Source organism: Ruegeria sp. CDSC068, from assembly GCF_059610545.1.
The window spans coordinates 393,474-410,747 of the sequence record NZ_JBXWNV010000003.1; the positions used below are offsets into that span (position 1 = coordinate 393,474).

The following is a 17,274-nucleotide window of genomic DNA, read 5'->3' on the forward strand; positions in this document are numbered from 1 at the left end:
CGGTGATATGACCAGTCTTTTCGCTTCAGTGCGTTTTCCCAGCCGTGCTATACTCAAAGTCGTTAACCTTGCGGGCCATGGATTCAGAATCCACAACCAAGTTCGCAAAGATCGTTTCGACCCATGACAATGCGCCCGAAGTCAGCAAGAACGTCTCGGGAATAACGATCCATTCGCCAATCCACATACCACCCGAACGTTCGTGTTGATGGGTGGTGAATTCGCCGATCTGTTCAGCCCGCTGTCGTCCAAGCCGGGCGACGGCCTCTCCGAATTCTGACGCGCGCTGGTTCTGTTTGTGCGCCATAGTCGAAGACGCGCCTTTACCGGCTTCATGCACCTCGGAACATTCGGAAATATCCGATGAAGACAACAGATTGACGTTATGCGAGATCTTGCACAGCGTCGCACACAGCCCTCCCAGCGCAGTTACAACATCGGCAAGCCCGTCACGGGCGTTTTGCCAATGGGGTTCAACTACATTCAGACCCAAAGTGGCCGCAACGCCTTCCTTGATGCGATGTCCGGTCCCGTTTTCGTAACCGCGCAGATCGCCAACGGGGCCACCAATCTGGACATTCAGGCCGCGAACGCTTGCTTCTTCCAACGCTTGTGCCCGCCGCTGTAGTTCAACTTTCCAGACGGTCAATTTAGTTTCGGCCCGAATGGGCAAGGCATGCTGGCCATTCGTGCGACCGATCATGACAGTATCACCAAGCTGATCGATATGTTGCTCAATAGCGGTGGTCAGTCTTTGCAGTCCGGTCTGGATGTGCTCCAGACCGATCTTCATTTGCAGGGCCAGTGCAGTGTCCATAATGTCCTGCGTTGTCGCCCTGTAGTGGACTTTTGTCGCGTGCTCACCGACCTGCCTTCGCAATTGTTCGACCAGACCAACGATCGGGCGCCCGACAAGCATCATGTCTTCGTGCAACCGCTCGGTATCCAGATTGCAGACTGACACCGCGTCCAACGTATCTGCAGCCTCTTGCGGGATCTGGTTTTCCAGCGCCTGGTGACGGGCCAGCGTCTGTTCAACCTTCAACCAGGCCGAGATCGTGGCGTGTTCCGACCAGACGGACCGCATATCGGCGCTGGAAAAGCAGTCGCGGTAAAGGGAGTGCTCAAGCATCTTCCAACGCTCCCTTTGCGATCTTGCGCTCTTTCATGATCCCGCGGATGCGGAAGGCAATTGCCCCTGCGCCGATGACCAGAAAGGCCAGAGAAATTGGACGTTCAACGAAGATCAGGGCGCCACCATCCGACATCAGCAACGACTGACGGAATGTCTCTTCAGCACCTTTGGCCAGCACGAACGAAATGACAAATGCCGCTACGTTGAAGTCGTATTTCCGCATTAGCCAGCCGGCAAAGCCCGCACAGGTCATGACCGTGACATCAAACATTGACCCCCGCGCCGAATAGGCTGCGACAAACGCGGTCAGGAAGATCAGCGGGTACAGGACATTGGCCGGGATCTTCAGGATAATTCGTGCAACCTGAGTGGCACCGAAGTAACCGATCAGACCATAGGCCACGATACCCAGCATCCCGCAGGCGAACAGTTTGTAGACCAGCTCCTTGTCGGTCAGGAACAGGGTTGGCCCTACCTGGATGCCGTGGATCAGGAAAACACCCAAAAGGATCGCACCAATCGTAGACCCCGGGATGCCCAGCGTCAGCAGCGGGGCCATCGACGGACCGGACACCGCGTTGTTTGCGGCTTCGGGTGCTGCGACACCTTCCAGCGCGCCCTTGCCCCACTTCTCGGGGTTTTCGGCGCGGCGTTTGCCTTCACCGTACGAAATGAAGGCCGCAATAGCCGAACCCAAACCTGGGAGCACACCGATGCCTGCACCGATGAAGCCACCACGGAACGCATGGGGCAAGCAAGGTTTGTACTCTTCCCAGGTCAGGCTGTTGCCGTCTTCCGTGCTTTCATTTTCTTTGGTTTCACCGGTTGCCTTGCGGCGCGTTTCCAATTGGGCAAAAACCTCACCCAAAACGAATACACCGATCATCAGGGGCACAAGGCCAATCCCGTTGGACAGGTCGAACGAGCCAAAGGTATAACGCTCTTCGCTTGAGATTGGGTCCAATCCGACCATAGCGATCAAAATACCCATCAGGGCAGATGCCAACCCTTTGACGATTGAACTGCCGATGACCGAACCGATGACCACGAAGGCTGCAAAGTAGATTGCAAAGGTTTCGGGCGGGCCAAGCTTTAGGGCGATAGCCGCAATAAAACCGACGCCGACGACCAGCAGGATATCCCCCATGAGATCACCGATGACTGATGATATGGTCGCGACCTTCATCGCCTTGCCAGCCTGACCAGCGCGAGCAAGGGGATAACCGTCAATCTGTGTCGCGGCACTGGCAGCGGTGCCCGGCGTGTTGAACAGAATTGCCGCGATCGAGCCGCCATAGCGACCGGATTTACCGATCACATACAGAAAGGCGAGCGCGAATAGTGGCGACATGTAAAAGGTGATGGGCAGCAGCATGGCAATCGCCGCCGATGCGGTCAGACCGGGCGTGGCCCCAACGACCATGCCCACAGCTGCGGCCAGCACGATGGCAAACAGCAAACTGGGGTCGGTTATGACCGAAAGAAGTGCGGGAAAAATTTCCATGACGATTTACCCCTGTATCCAGCTGAGCAGGTCAAAGACCTCGCCATAAGGCGGGTACACACCAAGCAGCACAAAAAAGATGAGGTGGAAGATCAACGGGCACAGAACGACGGAAACCGCCAGACCGATCCAGCTGCGAACTCCGAAGAAGTACAAAACGACCGGCGCAGCGATCGCTGTTGGCAAAAGATAGCCAAACCAGCGGAATGACTGCTGATAGATCAGGGCAATGATGAACAGGCCGATGATCTGCAGGGTTGCGCCGTTATCCTGTTCTTGACCGGTATCGCCAGCCGGTTGACGGACGGCGCCTAACAGTAACAGGCCGGACAGAAACAGCAGTGCGATGGATGCTGAAAATGGTACGATGCCAGCCCAGGTATCCCCCGGCGAAGCTGCTGGCACTTGCCAGGCGCCCCAAATGGCAACGATGGAAATAAGGGCAAGCACAAGGCCTTCTGCATAGGCGCGCATATCGTTCCTCCCTGATTGCGTTAGATACAAAAAGGCCGGGGGAAGAATATCCACCCGGCCCCGAGGACTTTAGTTGGTCAGACTTTCGACCAGGGGAGCGGCGTCCTCTTTCATGGCGGACAGCGTTGTTTTTGCGTCCGCACCATTCTGATAAACCGGGCCTGTTCCGCGCGAGGCCAGCAGTTCGGCAAATTCAGGTTTCGCGGCGATCTGCTCCAGCGCGGTTTCCATCGCGGCAACGACCTCGGCCGGTGTGCCCTTCGGAGCGAAAACGATTACCGGCGAAGATACAGCGGCAAACGGGATGCCCAGCTCGCCAAATGCAGGCACATCTTTCATGATGCCATCGCGTTCCTGGCTGTTGACGGCCAAGGCGCGAAGCTGCTCTTCAAACCCTGCCAGCTGCTGAACACCCAGGAAACCAAAGTCGGCCTGTTCACCGATCAGTGCAGCACGGGTTGGTCCGCCACCTTTGAACGGTACGTCCTGTGCTTCGATGCCGTTACTGGCCAGGAAGCCCATGCCACCAACGTGGTGGAAGCCTCCGCGACCCGAATGGGCCCAACGCAATTGACCGGGGTTGGCTTTGGCCGCGTCGATCACGTCCTGAACGGACTCGAACGGGCTGTTCAGCGGCACCATCAGCGACGTTTGCAGCTGACCGACCTGAGCAACAAACTCAAAGCTGTCCAGTGCATCGATATCGGTGTCACGTGTCATGGTCGACAACAGGAACGAACCGCCCGAAGTCATCATCAATGTATAGCCGTCAGGGCGTGCACCCACGACCGAGTTCGCACCATTCAGACCGCCCGAGCCGGGTTTGTTCACGACGACAACTGGAACATCCAGAATGCCTTCGGCTGCTGCCGAAATAGCGCGAGCATAAGCGTCTGTACCACCGCCGGCTTTGTAAGGAACAACCAGGTTGATCGGACGTTTCGGCCAGTCGGCTGCGAAACTTGCCATTGCCGTTGCAGTCACGGTTACTGCCGCAAGAACAGCAGTGAGAATTGTTCTACGCTTCATAGCATCCTCCCTAAGATGCGATCAAAATTAGCTTAAATTCAGTGTTAATAAAAATGCAAAGATGTTATCTTATCTTGCAAATTAGTAAAGAGTCCACCTGATGAATATCAAAGCCCTTCGCGCCTTTCGTGCCACCCTTTCCGAAGGAACGCTGGTTGCTGCATCTGAAATTCTGCACCTGAGTCAGCCTGCAATCAGCCGACTGATTTCCGGGCTTGAGGCAGAATTGGGCCTGACCCTGTTTGACCGCAGCGGCCGCAACTTGACTCCGACACGCGAAGGGTTGGCATTCTACCGCGAAGCCGGGCGTATCCTGGACAACCTTGATGAAGTGCCCCGCATCGCTGCAGAGATTAAAGCCGGACGTACGGAAACACTGCGCGTGGTCACGATGCCGCGTATCGCACGGGCAATTTCGGCGCCTGCACTTGCGATGTTTTTGCAAGCCCACCCTGATACAAACGTAACTCTGGACATCCGGGCACGACGTGAGGCCAGCAAATGGCTTGCCGGACGTGAATATGACATCGGCATCGGAGCATTGCCGGTCGAGCATCCGGGCGTCAGGACAAAACCCCTGCTGCGGGTGCGGGCGCAGGCCGTTTTGCCGGTTGCGCATGCATTGTCTGATCGCAAGTCGGTTACGGCGACAGATCTTGCCCGCGAGCCGGTCATTCGGCTGATGAACGGACTTCTATTGCGCGAACAACTTGATGACATCTTCCGGTCAGCGGGCGTTAATCCCAGACATACCTGCGAAGTCGCGGCGTCCCAGCTTGCCTGTTCGCTTGTCGCGGAAGGCGCCGGTATAACCATTGCTGACGAGTTGGTCGCAGCACAGGAAACAAAAGAACGTTTGGCCCTGGTTCCGATCGCACCAGAGCGTTGGATGACCTTTGGTTTGTTGTACCCCGCAACGCAGGAGAAATCTCAGGCGCTTCAGGATTTTGAGGACGTTCTGTTTTGGCAGGCGTCCAAGCTATGTAAGAACAGCCCAACTTTGTCTCTTGCCTGACAATTGTTGTCGGGCGGATTCAGGTCCATGTCCCATGCCCCGCGTAGGCCAAAGCAACGATTGCAACAGAGCCGATGCTCAAGCATCTTGAAACCCCCGATCCACGATCATTCATCGGCTGCGCGAATTGCGTGGCGCAGCTGACGGACACCAAAATGAAAAAGTTGAGCGCAATCGTCGCAGACTGCCGGGTCATCAATTTACCCGATAACAATAGCAGACGGCTTCATATGACCAACTTGATGAACAAGCACGGCATCAGTTTTTCATTTTCAGAAGGCAGCGCCGGACAAAGCCGTGCCTTAAACTGCGCCCGCGCCCACCTTGCAGCGCTTGAGTCACTCAAAACGCTCCCGGCATTGGTTCTGGAGGATGATGTCTCCGCGTTGACCGAAGACCTGACCATTCCTGAAATTCCAAAAGATGCGGACGTCGTTTATTTGGGCGTTTCGCCCTTCGGCTGCTTTCCCTGGATACGTCGCTATGTTCAACGTTTCGGCCACCGCGCGCATTACAACCTTGCACTCGCTTCGACTGAGAACAGCGATTGGCTGAGGCTGCATTCTATGGCCGGTGCGATAGCTATTCTCTATGTGTCACCAGCAGGTCTGGATGCGTGGCGGCATTCCACGCGGGCGGCCATAAAACGGAGTAAGCCGTTTGATGTGTTCACCGCCTACAAGATGACGTCCCTGAACGTTTATGCGCCCCACTGCCCCGTTTTTTACGAAGAACCCAGTCTGCAGCGCCCACTTAAGCATGTTACCATGGAACAAAGACTGCGATGGACGACAACACCCTTGACGCCGGTCAAAGAAGGCACAATTGTCGCTGCGCCCACCAAAGGCGGGGCAATGCGTGTTCGGGCTGAAGTGTGCGGAGATAACCGTCTTGAATGGTCATTGCTTCAATGAGGTCGGAAAAGGGGCATTCTCAAGTTGCAGGCCACATAATGTCAGGGTCGTTAGGAGCGATGTGCGTGCCTAAACCCCCTTCGATACAGCGTCTGAATCCATAGATTGCATCCAAGTCGGAGGGCTTGAGATTTTCGATGCTTCTTTGCAAGGAACCCAACGTCTTTTCAGCACACCCTTGCAACCGATTGCAAACCCGACGCAATAGGGCGTAGTATTTTCCCATGAATTTGACTGAAAGCCATCCCCGAACCCATCGGTGCCAGCTATGAGTGTGACCCTCAAAGAAGTGGCCGCACTGGCCGGTGTATCTCGCTCTGCCGTATCGCGGACCTTTACCGAAGGCGCGTCCGTATCACCAAAGACACGGAGCAAGGTGGAGAAGGCTGCAGCCGAACTGGGGTACAGCCCAAACGCGTTGGCTTCTTCGCTGACAACCGGACGCACCAAGTTGATCGGTTTGATTTCTAACAACTTCCACAACCCCATTTTTCTTGAGGTCTTTGACCAGTTCACCCGCGCTTTGCAGGAACGCGGCCTGCGTCCGCTGATCGTGAACCTGACCGACGAAACCGAGCCGACAAATTCGGTCCGAATGCTGCGGCAGTATTCTGTGGATGCTGCCATCGTCGCCTCATCTACCTTGCCCCCCAGCTTTGCCAAGGCGTTCCACGATGCAGGTGTTCCGGTAGTGCACACTTTCGGTCGATCTGCGACGTCACCTGAGGTGCATGTTGTAGGCATAGACAACGTTGAATGCGGACGCATGGCCGCGCGCGAGCTGTCGTCGCGGGGGTATCGTCGTATCGGCTATCTGGGCGGCCCGAAAGATGCGACATCGGCGATGGATCGGTATCGCGGCTTCATGGAAGAAGTTGAAAAGCACCCGGAACTCGAAGTGACGCATTGCTTCGCAGGCGCCTATTCATTTGAAGCCGGGCGAGAAGAAATGCTTCAGCAACTGGCGGAAGGCCCTGCAGAAGGGTACTTTTGCGGCGACGACATTCTGTCCATAGGTGCCCTGTCCGCATTATCCGATCACGGGCTGAAACCGGGCAAAGACATCGGCATCATCGGCCTGAACGACATGGAGATGTCGCGCTGGGAAAGCGTGAACCTGACGACGATTCATCAGCCGATCAAACAAATCATTACCGCATCCGTCGACCTGGTCGAAGAGATGCTGAAAGACCCCGAGCGTTACCCCGAGGCCCGTATTTTCCCCTGCCGTGTGATCGAGCGGGGCACATTGCGGCCCCGACCCTGATCAGCGAAACATCGGTGGGCGCGCGTCCGTCCATGCCCCGTCATTTTTTGCAGACGCCACTGCGGCATGCACGGCTGCGATCGACCGCACTCCGTCGGCAGGTGTAGGCAGACCATCACGCGCCTCTCCGCGAATAGCGTCGGCAAGATCGCAATAGATGTTGGCCACGGCCAGCGGGAACCCTTCGGGATGGGCAATCGCCACACGGGACAATCGTTGCGCATCGTCGTGAAGACCGCCCTCGCCTTTTTCGATGATCTGTGTACGGCCACCGACAGGCGTATAGATCAATTGATTGGGTTGCTCCGACGTCCAGCGAAGACCTCCGGTTTCGCCAAACACCTGAATATCAAACCCGTGCTGACGCCCAATTGCCACCGAAGAGGTCCACAACCGCCCGACAGCACCGCCTTCGGTCCGGAAGTTGACCATGGCATCGTCCTCAAGTTCGCGGCTTGAAATCGTAGACGCCATATCTGCAGACAAGGTTTTGACTTCATCGTCACTGATGAAACTGGCCATGTGCAGCGCATGGATACCGCAATCGGCGAATTGGCCAGACACACCCGCCATCGCTGGATCATAGCGCCAGCGTACGCGCGGGTTATCGGCGTCAGTCGCGTCGCCATGGTGGCCATGGCTGAAATTCGTCACAACCAGACGCACCTTGCCAATATCCCCGGCGCGAACCATCGCGCGCGCCTGGCGCACCATCGGATAAGCGGAATAGCAATAGTTCACGGCACAAATCTTGCCCGAGGCCTCTGCAACGCGAACGATCTCTTGGCCCTCTTCCACGTTCATTGTCATTGGCTTTTCGCAAAGCACATTGAACCCGGCTTCAAGGAACGCTTTGGCAATTTCAAAATGGGTGGAGTTCGGAGTGGCGATGGTCACCAGATCAACCCGGTCGGGACGGTTCTTTTCCCCGGCCAGCATTTCCTGCCAGTCGCCATAGGCACGATCCGATGCCACTCCAAGTCGTCGCGCATATTCCCGCCCGACTTCGGGTCGGTGATCCAAAGCACCCGCAGCGAATTCGAACATCCCGTCCGCCAACGCTCCTAACCGGTGTGCGGGTCCGATCTGACTGCCTTCACCACCACCAATCATGCCCCATTTCAGCTTTGCCATGGTTCTCGTCTCTCTTAGATGATCTCTTAGTTTTTGTGTTCAGACGGTACTGACGTCCTGCCACTGCCGCTGCTCTGACGATTTCAACGCGGCGGCCAGAACGCAGTTGACCTCATGCCCATCACGGAATGTGGGCCAAATCGTTTTGCCCGTGTGAATGGCCTCAAGAAAATCTTTGGCCTCGATGATGATCTGGTCCTGATAACCTGTTCCATGACCGGGGCCCTGACAGAAAGGCTCGTAGTCGGGGTGCGCCGGACCCGTCAGGATCTTAGTGAAGCCCCTTTCTTCCTCTGGTCCTTCGCGCCGATAGAGCCACAGGGCGTTCTGATCTTCCTGATCAAACCGGATTGCGCCTTTGGTGCCTGTAATTTCATAGGCATAGCCCATCTTTCGACCTGTCGCGATGCGGCTGACATAGATATTGCCCATCGCGCCACTGGCAAACCGGCACATGATTTGCGCGTGGTCATCATTGGTGACGGTGCCGCCTGGGCGCTCAGTATGAACCGTTTCGACTTCGGCCATAACCTCGACAATCGGACCGATCAGGGCCAAAGCACCGTTGACCATATGTGGGGCAAGATCTCCGATCGTGCCGTTGGCCATTCCGGACGTCCGCCATGTGGCCGGGGCGTCAGGGTCGGCATAGAAGTCCTCAGTATGCTCGCCGCGAAACCAGGTTATGTCCCCCAATTCACCGTTGGCTATCAACTGACGGGCAAACTGTGTTGCGGGCGTTCTGACGTAGTTGAACCCGACCATATTGGTGACGCCCGTGGCCTCGGCCGCGGCAACCATTGCGCGCCCATCATCCAAAGAAGATCCGAGGGGTTTTTCGCACAACACAGGCTTGCCCAAGGCTAACGCGGCCTCTGCAATCTGTCTGTGCGTTGTTTGAGGCGAGGCAATCACGACAGCATCCACTGCCGGGTCATTGACCAGCACTGACCAATCCGAGGTCGCGCGACGAAAGCCGTAAGCCGCGCGGTATCGCTCGGCGCTTTCGGGCGTGGAGGCGCAGATCATCTCAAGTCGTGGCCGCAAGGCTGTGTTAAAAACTGGGCCTACGGCTGACATCGCGACTGAATGAGCTTTGCCCATATAGCCACCGCCGATTATTCCAATTCCGATTTCAGGCATCTGCAACGGCTCCGAACAATGTATTTGCAACCGGTTGCAAAATCAGTATCGTGTGAATCGATTCAACGCAAGGACCAACGATCCTCGCCAGCCCATTTTTGCCGGAGGACATGACGTGAGCGCTTTGATAGACGGTATCAAAGGAAACCGGTTTGCGGTCTTTGGACGCGCGGGCATGGACCTGTATGCCGATCCCGTTGGTGTTAAAAGCGAAGACGCCGACATGTTTCACGCCGATCTGGGTGGTTCATCGGCAAATATCTGCGCGGGGCTGGTCAAACTGGGCAGCCAGGCATCCTTGATCACTTCGGTCTCAGATGATGCGGTTGGCCGCTTCTGCCTGAATAAACTTGCTCACTACGGTGTAGACACATCCTATATCCGCGTCGTCGGTGGTGAATACCGCATGTCTCTGGCCGTTTACGAAAGCCGGATCGAAGAATTTCAGAATGTCATCTACCGCAACGGCGCAGTCGACTTTCAGGTGACCGAGGATGACATGAACAAGGTCGACTACGGCAAATTTTCAGCCGTGATATCTGCCGGAACGGTGTTTGCCGCTGAACCCTCGCGCAGCGCCACGTTTCGCGCGTTCGAAAACGCCCGAAAGGCGGGTTTGCCGGTAATATTTGACATAGACTACCGTCCGTACAGTTGGCCATCACCTGAGGTTGCTGCCGAAGTCCTGTCGCGCGCGGGCGAAGCAAGCGATCTAATCGTCGGCAATGACGAAGAATTTGGTTTCATGGCAGGAGGCATCGACAAAGGCTTCGCCAAAGCCAAGGAGTTGGCGGCGAAACCGGGCCGGATCGTGATCTACAAGATGGGCGAAAAAGGCGCGGTAACTCTGGTGGATGGGCAGGAAATCGAAACCGGCATCTATCCCGTCACCGCAGTCAAACCCAACGGTGCTGGCGACAGTTTCATGGCCGGCCTGCTGGCCTCGATCGCCGCTGGAAGCGAGCCTAAAGAAGCGGTTATGCGCGGCTCAGCCTGTGCCTCGATCGTCGTGTCCAAGCCCGGCTGCGCTCCGGCCATGCCAACAACTCCGGAACTGGACGCATTTCTTGCGGCCAATCCCGGCCCAACGACATAGGAACCCCTCATGCACATCGCTCCCTATGACAATCAGAACAAACCGATCGTCGACGCCGATGATCCAACGGTTCCGCTGAACTACTTCAACATCGTCAAACTGAAAAAGGGCGAAGCGTTTGAATATCAGGTGCCCGGTTATGAGACGTGTATCGTGCCCGCCACGGGCAGTGTCGATGTCGACGTAGAAGGCGAGCAGTTCGCCAAGCTGGGCAAGCGGGGCGAAGACGTCTGGGATGGGGATCCGGAAGGCGTTTATGTGCCGGTCGGCGCTAAGGTCCAACTGGTCTGCGTGTCGGATGAAACCGAAATCTTCATAGCGGGCGCCAAGTACGACAAGGTACTGGATCCGTTCGATGTGCGTGAACACGACCTTGTGCAATACGGCAGCGACGACACTAAAACGCATCGCAAAATCAAACACATCCTCGGCCAGAAACAGCACGACAAAGTGGGTCGCCTGCTGATCAGTGAGCTGTTCACCGTGGGACAGGGCGGCTGGTCAGGCTTCCCCAGCCACAAGCATGACACGAACCGTCTGCCCAACGAGACGCGGCACGACGAGACCTACAATTTCCGTTTCAAACCCAACTGGGGATCGGGCCTTCAGATGTTGCAGCGTGAGGACAACGAACCGGGCGACGCCTATCACATCGTCGACGGCTCAACGATCTGCATCGACAAGGGTTATCACCCCTGCTGTGTTCTGCCGGGATACGAGATGTACTATTTCACCATCCTTGGCGGTCTGACTCAGCGTTCGCTGGTCCAGTACTTCCAACCAACCCATGCCTATCAGGTCGAGACCATTCCAGGCATCAAAGACATGATTGCCAAATTCAAATGACCCTCGCCACACTCAAAGACGTCCTCACCCCTGCATACGAAAACGGCTACGCTGTTGGCGGGCTTGTTACGCTGGGATGGGAGGATATGCGCGCCTATGTAGCCGCAGCCGAGGCGGAAAATGCGCCGGTGATCCTTCAGGCTGGTCCAAGCTGCCGCGAACACACGCCCCTGCCTGTTCTGGGCAAGATGTTTCGCTTCCTGGCCGAGAATGCCTCGGTTCCGGTCGTGGCCCATCTGGATCACGGTTATACATTCGAGGACTGCAAGATCGCATTGGACAGCGGGTTCACATCGCTCATGTTTGACGGGTCACGCAAGCCGCTGCAGCAAAACATCGACGAAACTGCTGCCATTGCCGAAATGGCGCATGCTGCGGGGATTTCCTGCGAAGGTGAGATCGGGTTTGTGGGGTATTCCGGCGGCGAAGGATCGAACGGGACAGATCCAAACGAGGCCGCGCAGTTCGCTCGTGAAAGCGGCGTGGACGCAATGGCCATCTCAGTCGGAAACGTTCATCTGCAACAAAACAAAGAAGGCGGATTGGACGAGGCTCGCATCGCCGGAATCGACGCTGCGACAAGTGTTCCGTTGGTCATTCATGGCGGCTCTGGCGTGCCTGTGGAACAACGCAGCCGGTTGGCGCGGGAAACGTCGATCTGCAAGTTCAATATCGGTACCGAACTGCGCATGGCATTTGGTAACGCGCTGCGCGAGGCAGTCAACCGAGACCCTGACAGATTTGACCGCGTGACAATCCTGAAAGAGACCCACGACCCGGTTGAGGCGGCAGCCCGCATGGTCATTCGGGCCTTTGGTGCGCCCGCGCAAAGTTAGGCGTGGGCGTTACGCGTCGCGCTCCATGATCCATTCAACTTCGGGGGCCGGAACAAAGCGCCATTTGCGCAGCGGTCCGGCCATAACGTTCAGATAATACATCTCGAACCCATAAGGTGCGCCGCATGGGTGATGACCGCGGGGCACGCAAACAACATCGCCATCGGATACAGCCATAGTCTCATTCAACTGCCCATCATCGGTATAGACACGCTGAATCCCGAACCCATTCGCCGGGTTCAGACGGTGGTAGTAGGTCTCTTCCAGATAGGTGATCCGCGGAAAATCATCTTCATCGTGTCGATGGCTGGGATACGATGACCAATGCCCGTTTGGCGTAAACACTTCCGTCACCAGCAAGCTATCAGCATAGTCCTCATTCTCCATCGCGATGTTGTTGATATAGCGCGTATTTACGCCCTTGCCTCGCTCGGTCAAAGTAATGCCTTCGGGGCCGATGCGTCGCGCAGAGTGGCCACTCTTGCCCGGGGCTGTACACACCGCAATCACGCAATCCGTTTCGGCTGTGGCCGTCCATTCTGTGCCGTTCGGCAGATAAAGACAGTGCGGCGGCGTCTTCTCAAAAACGTTCATCCGATCGCCCAGAACACCCCAGTCCCGCTCAGCTCCGGCGATGCGGGCCTTGCCCTCGACCATGACCAGAATGACCTCGCGATCACCCGTTGCCTCGGCCACTGTATCGCCTGCCCGAAGGTGGTAAAGCCCAAACCCCACATAGCGCCACCCGGCACTGGCCGGAGTGATGTCATGCACTTTACCTCTGGTCCCAAAGGGCTTTTTGAGCAGGTCGGCCATGTGTTTTTCTCCGTGTGGGGCGGGCTTGGAATGCCCGCCCGTATTCCTTCAGGCAGCTTGCCTTGTTTGCAGCGCCGAGAATGTCTCGGCCAATTGTTGTTCGGTCCAGCCTTCTGACACAGCACGACGCAAAATGTCGGCCTGACTTTCCGGGGCGTTGCCACCGACCGGAGGATCCGTATCCAGATTGGTCGGGAACGGGTATCCCTCTGCCGTGGCGGCGATGACTGCATCCAGTTCGGCCCCTTTCAGCTGTCCACGTTGTTTCAACGCAACAAGCGACGGAAATACCACCTCGGACATAGACCGTCGGTCAACAGCTTCCATTGCGCGGCCAAATGCAGATGAGATTTGCAACAAGTTCGCCATCCGGTCGATATCCGCACTGCGATTTTCACCAGCCGCATGGAACAGTGCCGGGTTGAAGAACACAGCATCCCCCTTGTCCAGCGCCAGCTGGATATAGCAGTCTTCGAAATGCGCGCGATGGCCCTCGTCATGAAACGCCAGGTAGCCCGGCGGATAGAGCTGTGAGAACGGCAGCAGCTTGGTTGGCCCGCTTTCGACCGGCATATCGCAATGGGCGACCGCCCCCTGCAACGTCAGTGATGCCGTGACCAGATGTGCATGTGCGGGGTAGCGAGCAGCACTTTCTGCGCTCTGAAATCCAAGGTGGTAATCCCTGTGCGCCTGCTGCGCTTTACCGCCTGGACGCACTTGATTGATCTGTGCCGTGACCTGATAGTTTGGCCCTAACCATGCCTCGCAGGCTGCAGCAACAGCCGTGTTCCCGAAATAGAGGGCAAAGCCCTCGGGGTCGCGCAGACATTGCTTTTGCAGGGCGTTCCAGATCCGATCATTGGCCCCGGACGCCGCAAAGTGATCACCCTCTCCCGCGCCGCTTTGTCTTTCGTCAACTATGATCTGGCGAAAGACATCGGTTGCGCGGTCAATTACGGAAGTATCGGCGAACGCACGTTTCAGAACGATCACGCCCGACGATTTGTCCAACACATGTCCCCACTCGGCCAGCAGAGCCTTGCGCTTACCTACGTTTTCCAGCGCAGGGCGCAGCTCGTCCATGTCATAGACTGGAACGTTCTTTTCGATCGTGGCGGCGTTCGGGACGACATCGCTTGTAAGGTTCTGCGAGGTCAACACCTTGAATTCATCCAGATCACAGGATTCCCGGTCGAAATAGCCGACAAAACCTAGCTGCTGATTTACCATGATCTTCTCCTTTTCATGGCTTCGGTGTTAACCCCGTAGGGAGATTTGTTACGCCTGGACCTCCAATCCTGCCTGTCCACAGACGTCGAGAATGTGCTCGTAGCCTTTCTTGGAATATTCGTATGGCGGAGCCTTGGCCGGGTCCTGTTCGGCCTCCACAACGATCCATCCGTTGTAATCCAAGGATTTGAGCGCATTCGCCACGGCCTGAAAGTCGATACACCCGTCACCTGGTACGGTGAATGCTCCGGCGACGACCGCATCGAGAAAGCTGCGATCATTCTCCTTTACGTCCTGCACCACAGCCGGGCGGATATCTTTGAAATGCACGTGATGCACACGATCGCCCCAGCGTTTGAGGGTCGCCATCACATCGCCGCCGCCAAACAACAAGTGTCCTGTGTCAAAGCACAGGTTCACCTCCGGGCCCGAACCTTCCATCAACCAGTTCACGTCATCTTCGGTCTCGATGATGGTACCCATGTGATGGTGATAGGCCATCGGCATCCCCTGATCGGCCATCCATTTGGCCAGCTCGGTGATCTTGGCGGCATATGCCAATACTTCGTCTTTGGTCAGCCTGGGTCGGTTGTTCACCGGCGTACCCGCTTGGCCCTGAACGGTGTTTGAGCATTCGGCATAGACGATGCAAGGGCTGTTCAGGGCGACAAACTGCTCAACCTGTTCCCGCACAGCCTCACGTTCTGCAGCGAAATCATTGACCAGCGAGGCACCCGAGCACCACCCGCCGCAGAGCGCGATATCATTGCCTTCCAGATAAGCACGCAACCCTTCGGTATCGCTGGGCATCCGCTGACCACGTTCCACACCGGTGTATCCGATCTCACGCGCCTCTTTCAGCGCCTGTTCCATCGTATACACAGCGGTCAGGTCCGGCAGGTCATCATTCTGCCAGGCGATCGGAGAAATCCCGATTTTCACGCTCATTTTGTGTTTCTTTCCCTGATCGCCAGCTCATAGGCCGCGCGTTTTTCGTTCACTTCGGGGCGGATGCTGACTTCCGGAACCGCCACTTCCCACCACGTCCCGCCGTATTCGGTCGAAGGGTACGGATCGGTGTCGATGACCACCACATAAGGCCCTTTGATATCGCCACGCTTGGCAAGCGCGTCTTCCAGTTCCGCAATCGAGCTGACCTTGACCGAGGTCGCGCCCATTGCCGCGGCGTGGGCCGCGAAATCGATGGCCGAGGGGTTCTCGTGCACAGCATGATCCAGCAGATTGTTAAACTCGGCTCCACCTGTGCCCATCTGCAGACGGTTGATACAGCCAAAGCCGCGATTATCGGTAATGACCACGGTGAACGAGATGCCCATCATCGCAGCCGAAGCCATTTCCGAGTTCGCCATCATATAGGTGCCATCGCCGGTAAAGCAGATCACATCGCGATCCGGTTGCGCCATCTTGATGCCCATCGCACCAGCAATCTCATACCCCATGCAACTGAAGCCATATTCCATGTGATAGGCACCCGGACGCGGGGCCTTCCACAGCTTGTGCAGTTCTCCGGGCATGGTGCCCGCCGCGCACATTACGACAGTATCGTTGTTCGAGGCTCGCTGAACCGCACCAACCACCTGCATATCGGTCGGCAGCGCATTGCCGTCGCCAGGGGCATCGGTCAGTTTGTCGACCTTGCCGTACCAATCCGCCTTAAGCGTATCTGCCACAGGATCGGCACGGTATCCTTGCAAAGCCGAACCCAGCTCCTCAAGCCCAACGCGCGCATCTGACTGCAGGGGCATCGCGCCGTGCTTTTCAGCATCATAGGCAGCGGTATTCAGGCAAATCATTTCGCGCTGTGGGTTCGAAAACAAACCCCATGAGCCGGTCGTGAAATCCTGCAGGCGAGAGCCAACGGCCAATACCAGATCAGCCTCAGCGCAGACCGAGTTTGCCGGTTCGCCACCGGTCACGCCCACGGGTCCAAGGTTCAGTGGATGATCCCATGCCAGGGCGGATTTGCCTGCCTGTGTCTCGGTGATCGGGATATTGTGCGTTTCCACGAAACTCTGCAACGCGTCCGTCGCGCCCGAATAGTGGACTCCGCCCCCGGCCACGATGACCGGGCGCTTTGCCGCTTTGATGGCAGCGACGGCGCGGGCCAGTTCGCCTTCGTCGGGGCGAATGCGACGCTGATACCAGACGCGGGGCTCAAAGAAGCTTGCAGGATAGTCGTAGGCCTCGGCCTGAACATCCTGACAGAAGGCCAGTGTTGCCGGTCCGCAGTCGGCCGGGTCCGTCATCGTGCGGAAAGCCCTTGGCAGTGCGGTTAGCAGATGCTCCGGCCTTGAGATGCGGTCGAAGTAACGGCTGACAGGTTTGAAACAGTCGTTCGCGCTGACCGTTCCGTCCCCAAAGCTCTCGATCTGCTGCAATACAGGGTCGGGACCACGCGTTGCGAAGATGTCCCCGGGGATGATCAGAACCGGCAACCGGTTCACATGTGCCAAGGCGGCGGCTGTCACCATGTTGGTCGCGCCCGGTCCGATGGACGACGTCACCGCCATCGCGCGCGTGCGCCGCATCTGCTTCGCATACGCGATAGCACAATGCGCCATCGTCTGTTCGTTGTGGCCGCGATAGGTCGGCAGGCTGTCTTTTACAGCATGCAGCGCCTCACCCAGGCCAGCCACGTTGCCGTGGCCGAAAATAGCCCAGACACCTGCGATAAACGGCTCTCCGGCCTCGTTCATCTGCGCGCCCAAGTAGCGGACCAGAGCTTGCGCTGCGGTCAGTCTGATAGTTTTGCCCATATTGATCCCTTTCAACTCAAGGCCACCCGGCCAGTCCGTTGAATACCAGTTTTTCGAA

The 17,274-nt window shown here is 57.0% G+C and carries 16 protein-coding genes; 6 read left to right on the forward strand and 10 right to left on the reverse strand.

Features of this window, described 5'->3' with window-relative positions:
• Window positions 1-25: 25 nt before the first annotated feature.
• From AC2FID_RS09110 to AC2FID_RS09125, 4 genes are all read right to left on the reverse strand, one after another.
• Window positions 26-1,132, reverse strand: coding sequence for a lyase family protein (locus AC2FID_RS09110; RefSeq protein ID WP_496836459.1), 1,107 nt, complete (start codon window positions 1,130-1,132; stop codon window positions 26-28).
• Window positions 1,125-2,639, reverse strand: coding sequence for a tripartite tricarboxylate transporter permease (locus AC2FID_RS09115; protein ID WP_496836461.1), 1,515 nt, complete (start codon window positions 2,637-2,639; stop codon window positions 1,125-1,127). Before AC2FID_RS09115 ends, AC2FID_RS09110 begins: the two co-directional genes overlap by 8 nt.
• 6 nt (window positions 2,640-2,645) lie before the next feature.
• Window positions 2,646-3,113: a tripartite tricarboxylate transporter TctB family protein gene (locus AC2FID_RS09120; protein ID WP_109310957.1), complete on the reverse strand. Its 468-nt coding sequence runs from the start codon at window positions 3,111-3,113 to the stop codon at window positions 2,646-2,648.
• A gap of 69 nt (window positions 3,114-3,182) precedes the next feature.
• On the reverse strand, window positions 3,183-4,142 hold the full coding sequence (locus AC2FID_RS09125) for a Bug family tripartite tricarboxylate transporter substrate binding protein (RefSeq protein WP_496836462.1): 960 nt from the start codon (window positions 4,140-4,142) through the stop codon (window positions 3,183-3,185).
• Between the two features lie 100 nt (window positions 4,143-4,242).
• Between AC2FID_RS09125 and AC2FID_RS09130 the strand changes: the two genes are divergently transcribed.
• From AC2FID_RS09130 to AC2FID_RS09140, 3 genes are all read left to right on the forward strand, one after another.
• Window positions 4,243-5,157 carry a LysR family transcriptional regulator gene (locus AC2FID_RS09130; protein WP_282169438.1) on the forward strand — a complete coding sequence of 305 codons (915 nt, stop codon included), beginning with the start codon at window positions 4,243-4,245 and terminating at the stop codon, window positions 5,155-5,157.
• Between the two features lie 74 nt (window positions 5,158-5,231).
• Window positions 5,232-6,071 carry a hypothetical protein gene (locus AC2FID_RS09135; protein WP_282119496.1) on the forward strand — a complete coding sequence of 280 codons (840 nt, stop codon included), beginning with the start codon at window positions 5,232-5,234 and terminating at the stop codon, window positions 6,069-6,071.
• 268 nt (window positions 6,072-6,339) lie between these two features.
• Window positions 6,340-7,338, forward strand: coding sequence for a LacI family DNA-binding transcriptional regulator (locus AC2FID_RS09140; RefSeq protein WP_282169436.1), 999 nt, complete (start codon window positions 6,340-6,342; stop codon window positions 7,336-7,338).
• On the opposite strand, the gene AC2FID_RS09145 is transcribed toward AC2FID_RS09140, so the two are convergent.
• On the reverse strand, window positions 7,339-8,472 hold the full coding sequence (locus AC2FID_RS09145) for a Gfo/Idh/MocA family protein (protein WP_282169435.1): 1,134 nt from the start codon (window positions 8,470-8,472) through the stop codon (window positions 7,339-7,341).
• Window positions 8,473-8,511: 39 nt separating this feature from the next.
• Window positions 8,512-9,615, reverse strand: coding sequence for a Gfo/Idh/MocA family protein (locus tag AC2FID_RS09150; RefSeq protein ID WP_282169434.1), 1,104 nt, complete (start codon window positions 9,613-9,615; stop codon window positions 8,512-8,514).
• A gap of 115 nt (window positions 9,616-9,730) precedes the next feature.
• Here AC2FID_RS09150 and iolC point away from each other — a divergent pair, with 115 nt between their 5' ends.
• Genes iolC through AC2FID_RS09165 form a run of 3 tightly spaced genes read left to right on the forward strand, consistent with a single transcriptional unit; the run spans window position 9,731 to window position 12,393 of the window.
• Entirely contained in the window at window positions 9,731-10,711 is a 981-nt protein-coding gene (gene iolC, locus AC2FID_RS09155) for a 5-dehydro-2-deoxygluconokinase (protein ID WP_282152137.1), read from the forward strand.
• Between the two features lie 9 nt (window positions 10,712-10,720).
• Window positions 10,721-11,557: a 5-deoxy-glucuronate isomerase gene (locus tag AC2FID_RS09160; RefSeq protein WP_282152138.1), complete on the forward strand. Its 837-nt coding sequence runs from the start codon at window positions 10,721-10,723 to the stop codon at window positions 11,555-11,557.
• Window positions 11,554-12,393: a class II fructose-bisphosphate aldolase gene (locus tag AC2FID_RS09165; protein WP_282169432.1), complete on the forward strand. Its 840-nt coding sequence runs from the start codon at window positions 11,554-11,556 to the stop codon at window positions 12,391-12,393. Before AC2FID_RS09160 ends, AC2FID_RS09165 begins: the two co-directional genes overlap by 4 nt.
• Window positions 12,394-12,402: 9 nt before the next feature.
• Here the strand turns inward: AC2FID_RS09165 and iolB are convergent, their stop codons facing one another.
• Genes iolB through iolD form a run of 4 tightly spaced genes read right to left on the reverse strand, consistent with a single transcriptional unit; the run spans window position 12,403 to window position 17,216 of the window.
• Window positions 12,403-13,209, reverse strand: a complete 807-nt coding sequence (gene iolB, locus AC2FID_RS09170) for a 5-deoxy-glucuronate isomerase (RefSeq protein ID WP_496836465.1) — start codon at window positions 13,207-13,209, stop codon at window positions 12,403-12,405.
• Between the two features lie 48 nt (window positions 13,210-13,257).
• Window positions 13,258-14,439: a phytanoyl-CoA dioxygenase family protein gene (locus AC2FID_RS09175; RefSeq protein WP_496836467.1), complete on the reverse strand. Its 1,182-nt coding sequence runs from the start codon at window positions 14,437-14,439 to the stop codon at window positions 13,258-13,260.
• 48 nt (window positions 14,440-14,487) lie between these two features.
• Window positions 14,488-15,387, reverse strand: a complete 900-nt coding sequence (iolE, locus tag AC2FID_RS09180) for a myo-inosose-2 dehydratase (RefSeq protein WP_472725094.1) — start codon at window positions 15,385-15,387, stop codon at window positions 14,488-14,490.
• Window positions 15,384-17,216, reverse strand: a complete 1,833-nt coding sequence (iolD, locus tag AC2FID_RS09185) for a 3D-(3,5/4)-trihydroxycyclohexane-1,2-dione acylhydrolase (decyclizing) (protein ID WP_496836469.1) — start codon at window positions 17,214-17,216, stop codon at window positions 15,384-15,386. The genes iolE and iolD overlap by 4 nt, the downstream gene beginning before the upstream one ends.
• Window positions 17,217-17,274 lie beyond the last annotated feature (58 nt).

Excerpts from the sequence above, each read along its gene's own strand:
- AC2FID_RS09110 (WP_496836459.1), bottom strand. The coding sequence starts at position 1,132 with ATGCTTGAGCACTCCCTTTACCGCGACTGCTTTTCCAGCGCCGATATG.
- AC2FID_RS09115 (WP_496836461.1), bottom strand. The coding sequence starts at position 2,639 with ATGGAAATTTTTCCCGCACTTCTTTCGGTCATAACCGACCCCAGTTTG.
- AC2FID_RS09120 (WP_109310957.1), bottom strand. The coding sequence starts at position 3,113 with ATGCGCGCCTATGCAGAAGGCCTTGTGCTTGCCCTTATTTCCATCGTT.
- AC2FID_RS09125 (WP_496836462.1), bottom strand. The coding sequence starts at position 4,142 with ATGAAGCGTAGAACAATTCTCACTGCTGTTCTTGCGGCAGTAACCGTG.
- AC2FID_RS09130 (WP_282169438.1), top strand. The coding sequence starts at position 4,243 with ATGAATATCAAAGCCCTTCGCGCCTTTCGTGCCACCCTTTCCGAAGGA.
- AC2FID_RS09135 (WP_282119496.1), top strand. The coding sequence starts at position 5,232 with ATGCTCAAGCATCTTGAAACCCCCGATCCACGATCATTCATCGGCTGC.
- AC2FID_RS09140 (WP_282169436.1), top strand. The coding sequence starts at position 6,340 with ATGAGTGTGACCCTCAAAGAAGTGGCCGCACTGGCCGGTGTATCTCGC.
- AC2FID_RS09145 (WP_282169435.1), bottom strand. The coding sequence starts at position 8,472 with ATGGCAAAGCTGAAATGGGGCATGATTGGTGGTGGTGAAGGCAGTCAG.
- AC2FID_RS09150 (WP_282169434.1), bottom strand. The coding sequence starts at position 9,615 with ATGCCTGAAATCGGAATTGGAATAATCGGCGGTGGCTATATGGGCAAA.
- AC2FID_RS09160 (WP_282152138.1), top strand. The coding sequence starts at position 10,721 with ATGCACATCGCTCCCTATGACAATCAGAACAAACCGATCGTCGACGCC.
- AC2FID_RS09165 (WP_282169432.1), top strand. The coding sequence starts at position 11,554 with ATGACCCTCGCCACACTCAAAGACGTCCTCACCCCTGCATACGAAAAC.
- iolB (WP_496836465.1), bottom strand. The coding sequence starts at position 13,209 with ATGGCCGACCTGCTCAAAAAGCCCTTTGGGACCAGAGGTAAAGTGCAT.
- AC2FID_RS09175 (WP_496836467.1), bottom strand. The coding sequence starts at position 14,439 with ATGGTAAATCAGCAGCTAGGTTTTGTCGGCTATTTCGACCGGGAATCC.
- iolE (WP_472725094.1), bottom strand. The coding sequence starts at position 15,387 with ATGAGCGTGAAAATCGGGATTTCTCCGATCGCCTGGCAGAATGATGAC.
- iolD (WP_496836469.1), bottom strand. The coding sequence starts at position 17,216 with ATGGGCAAAACTATCAGACTGACCGCAGCGCAAGCTCTGGTCCGCTAC.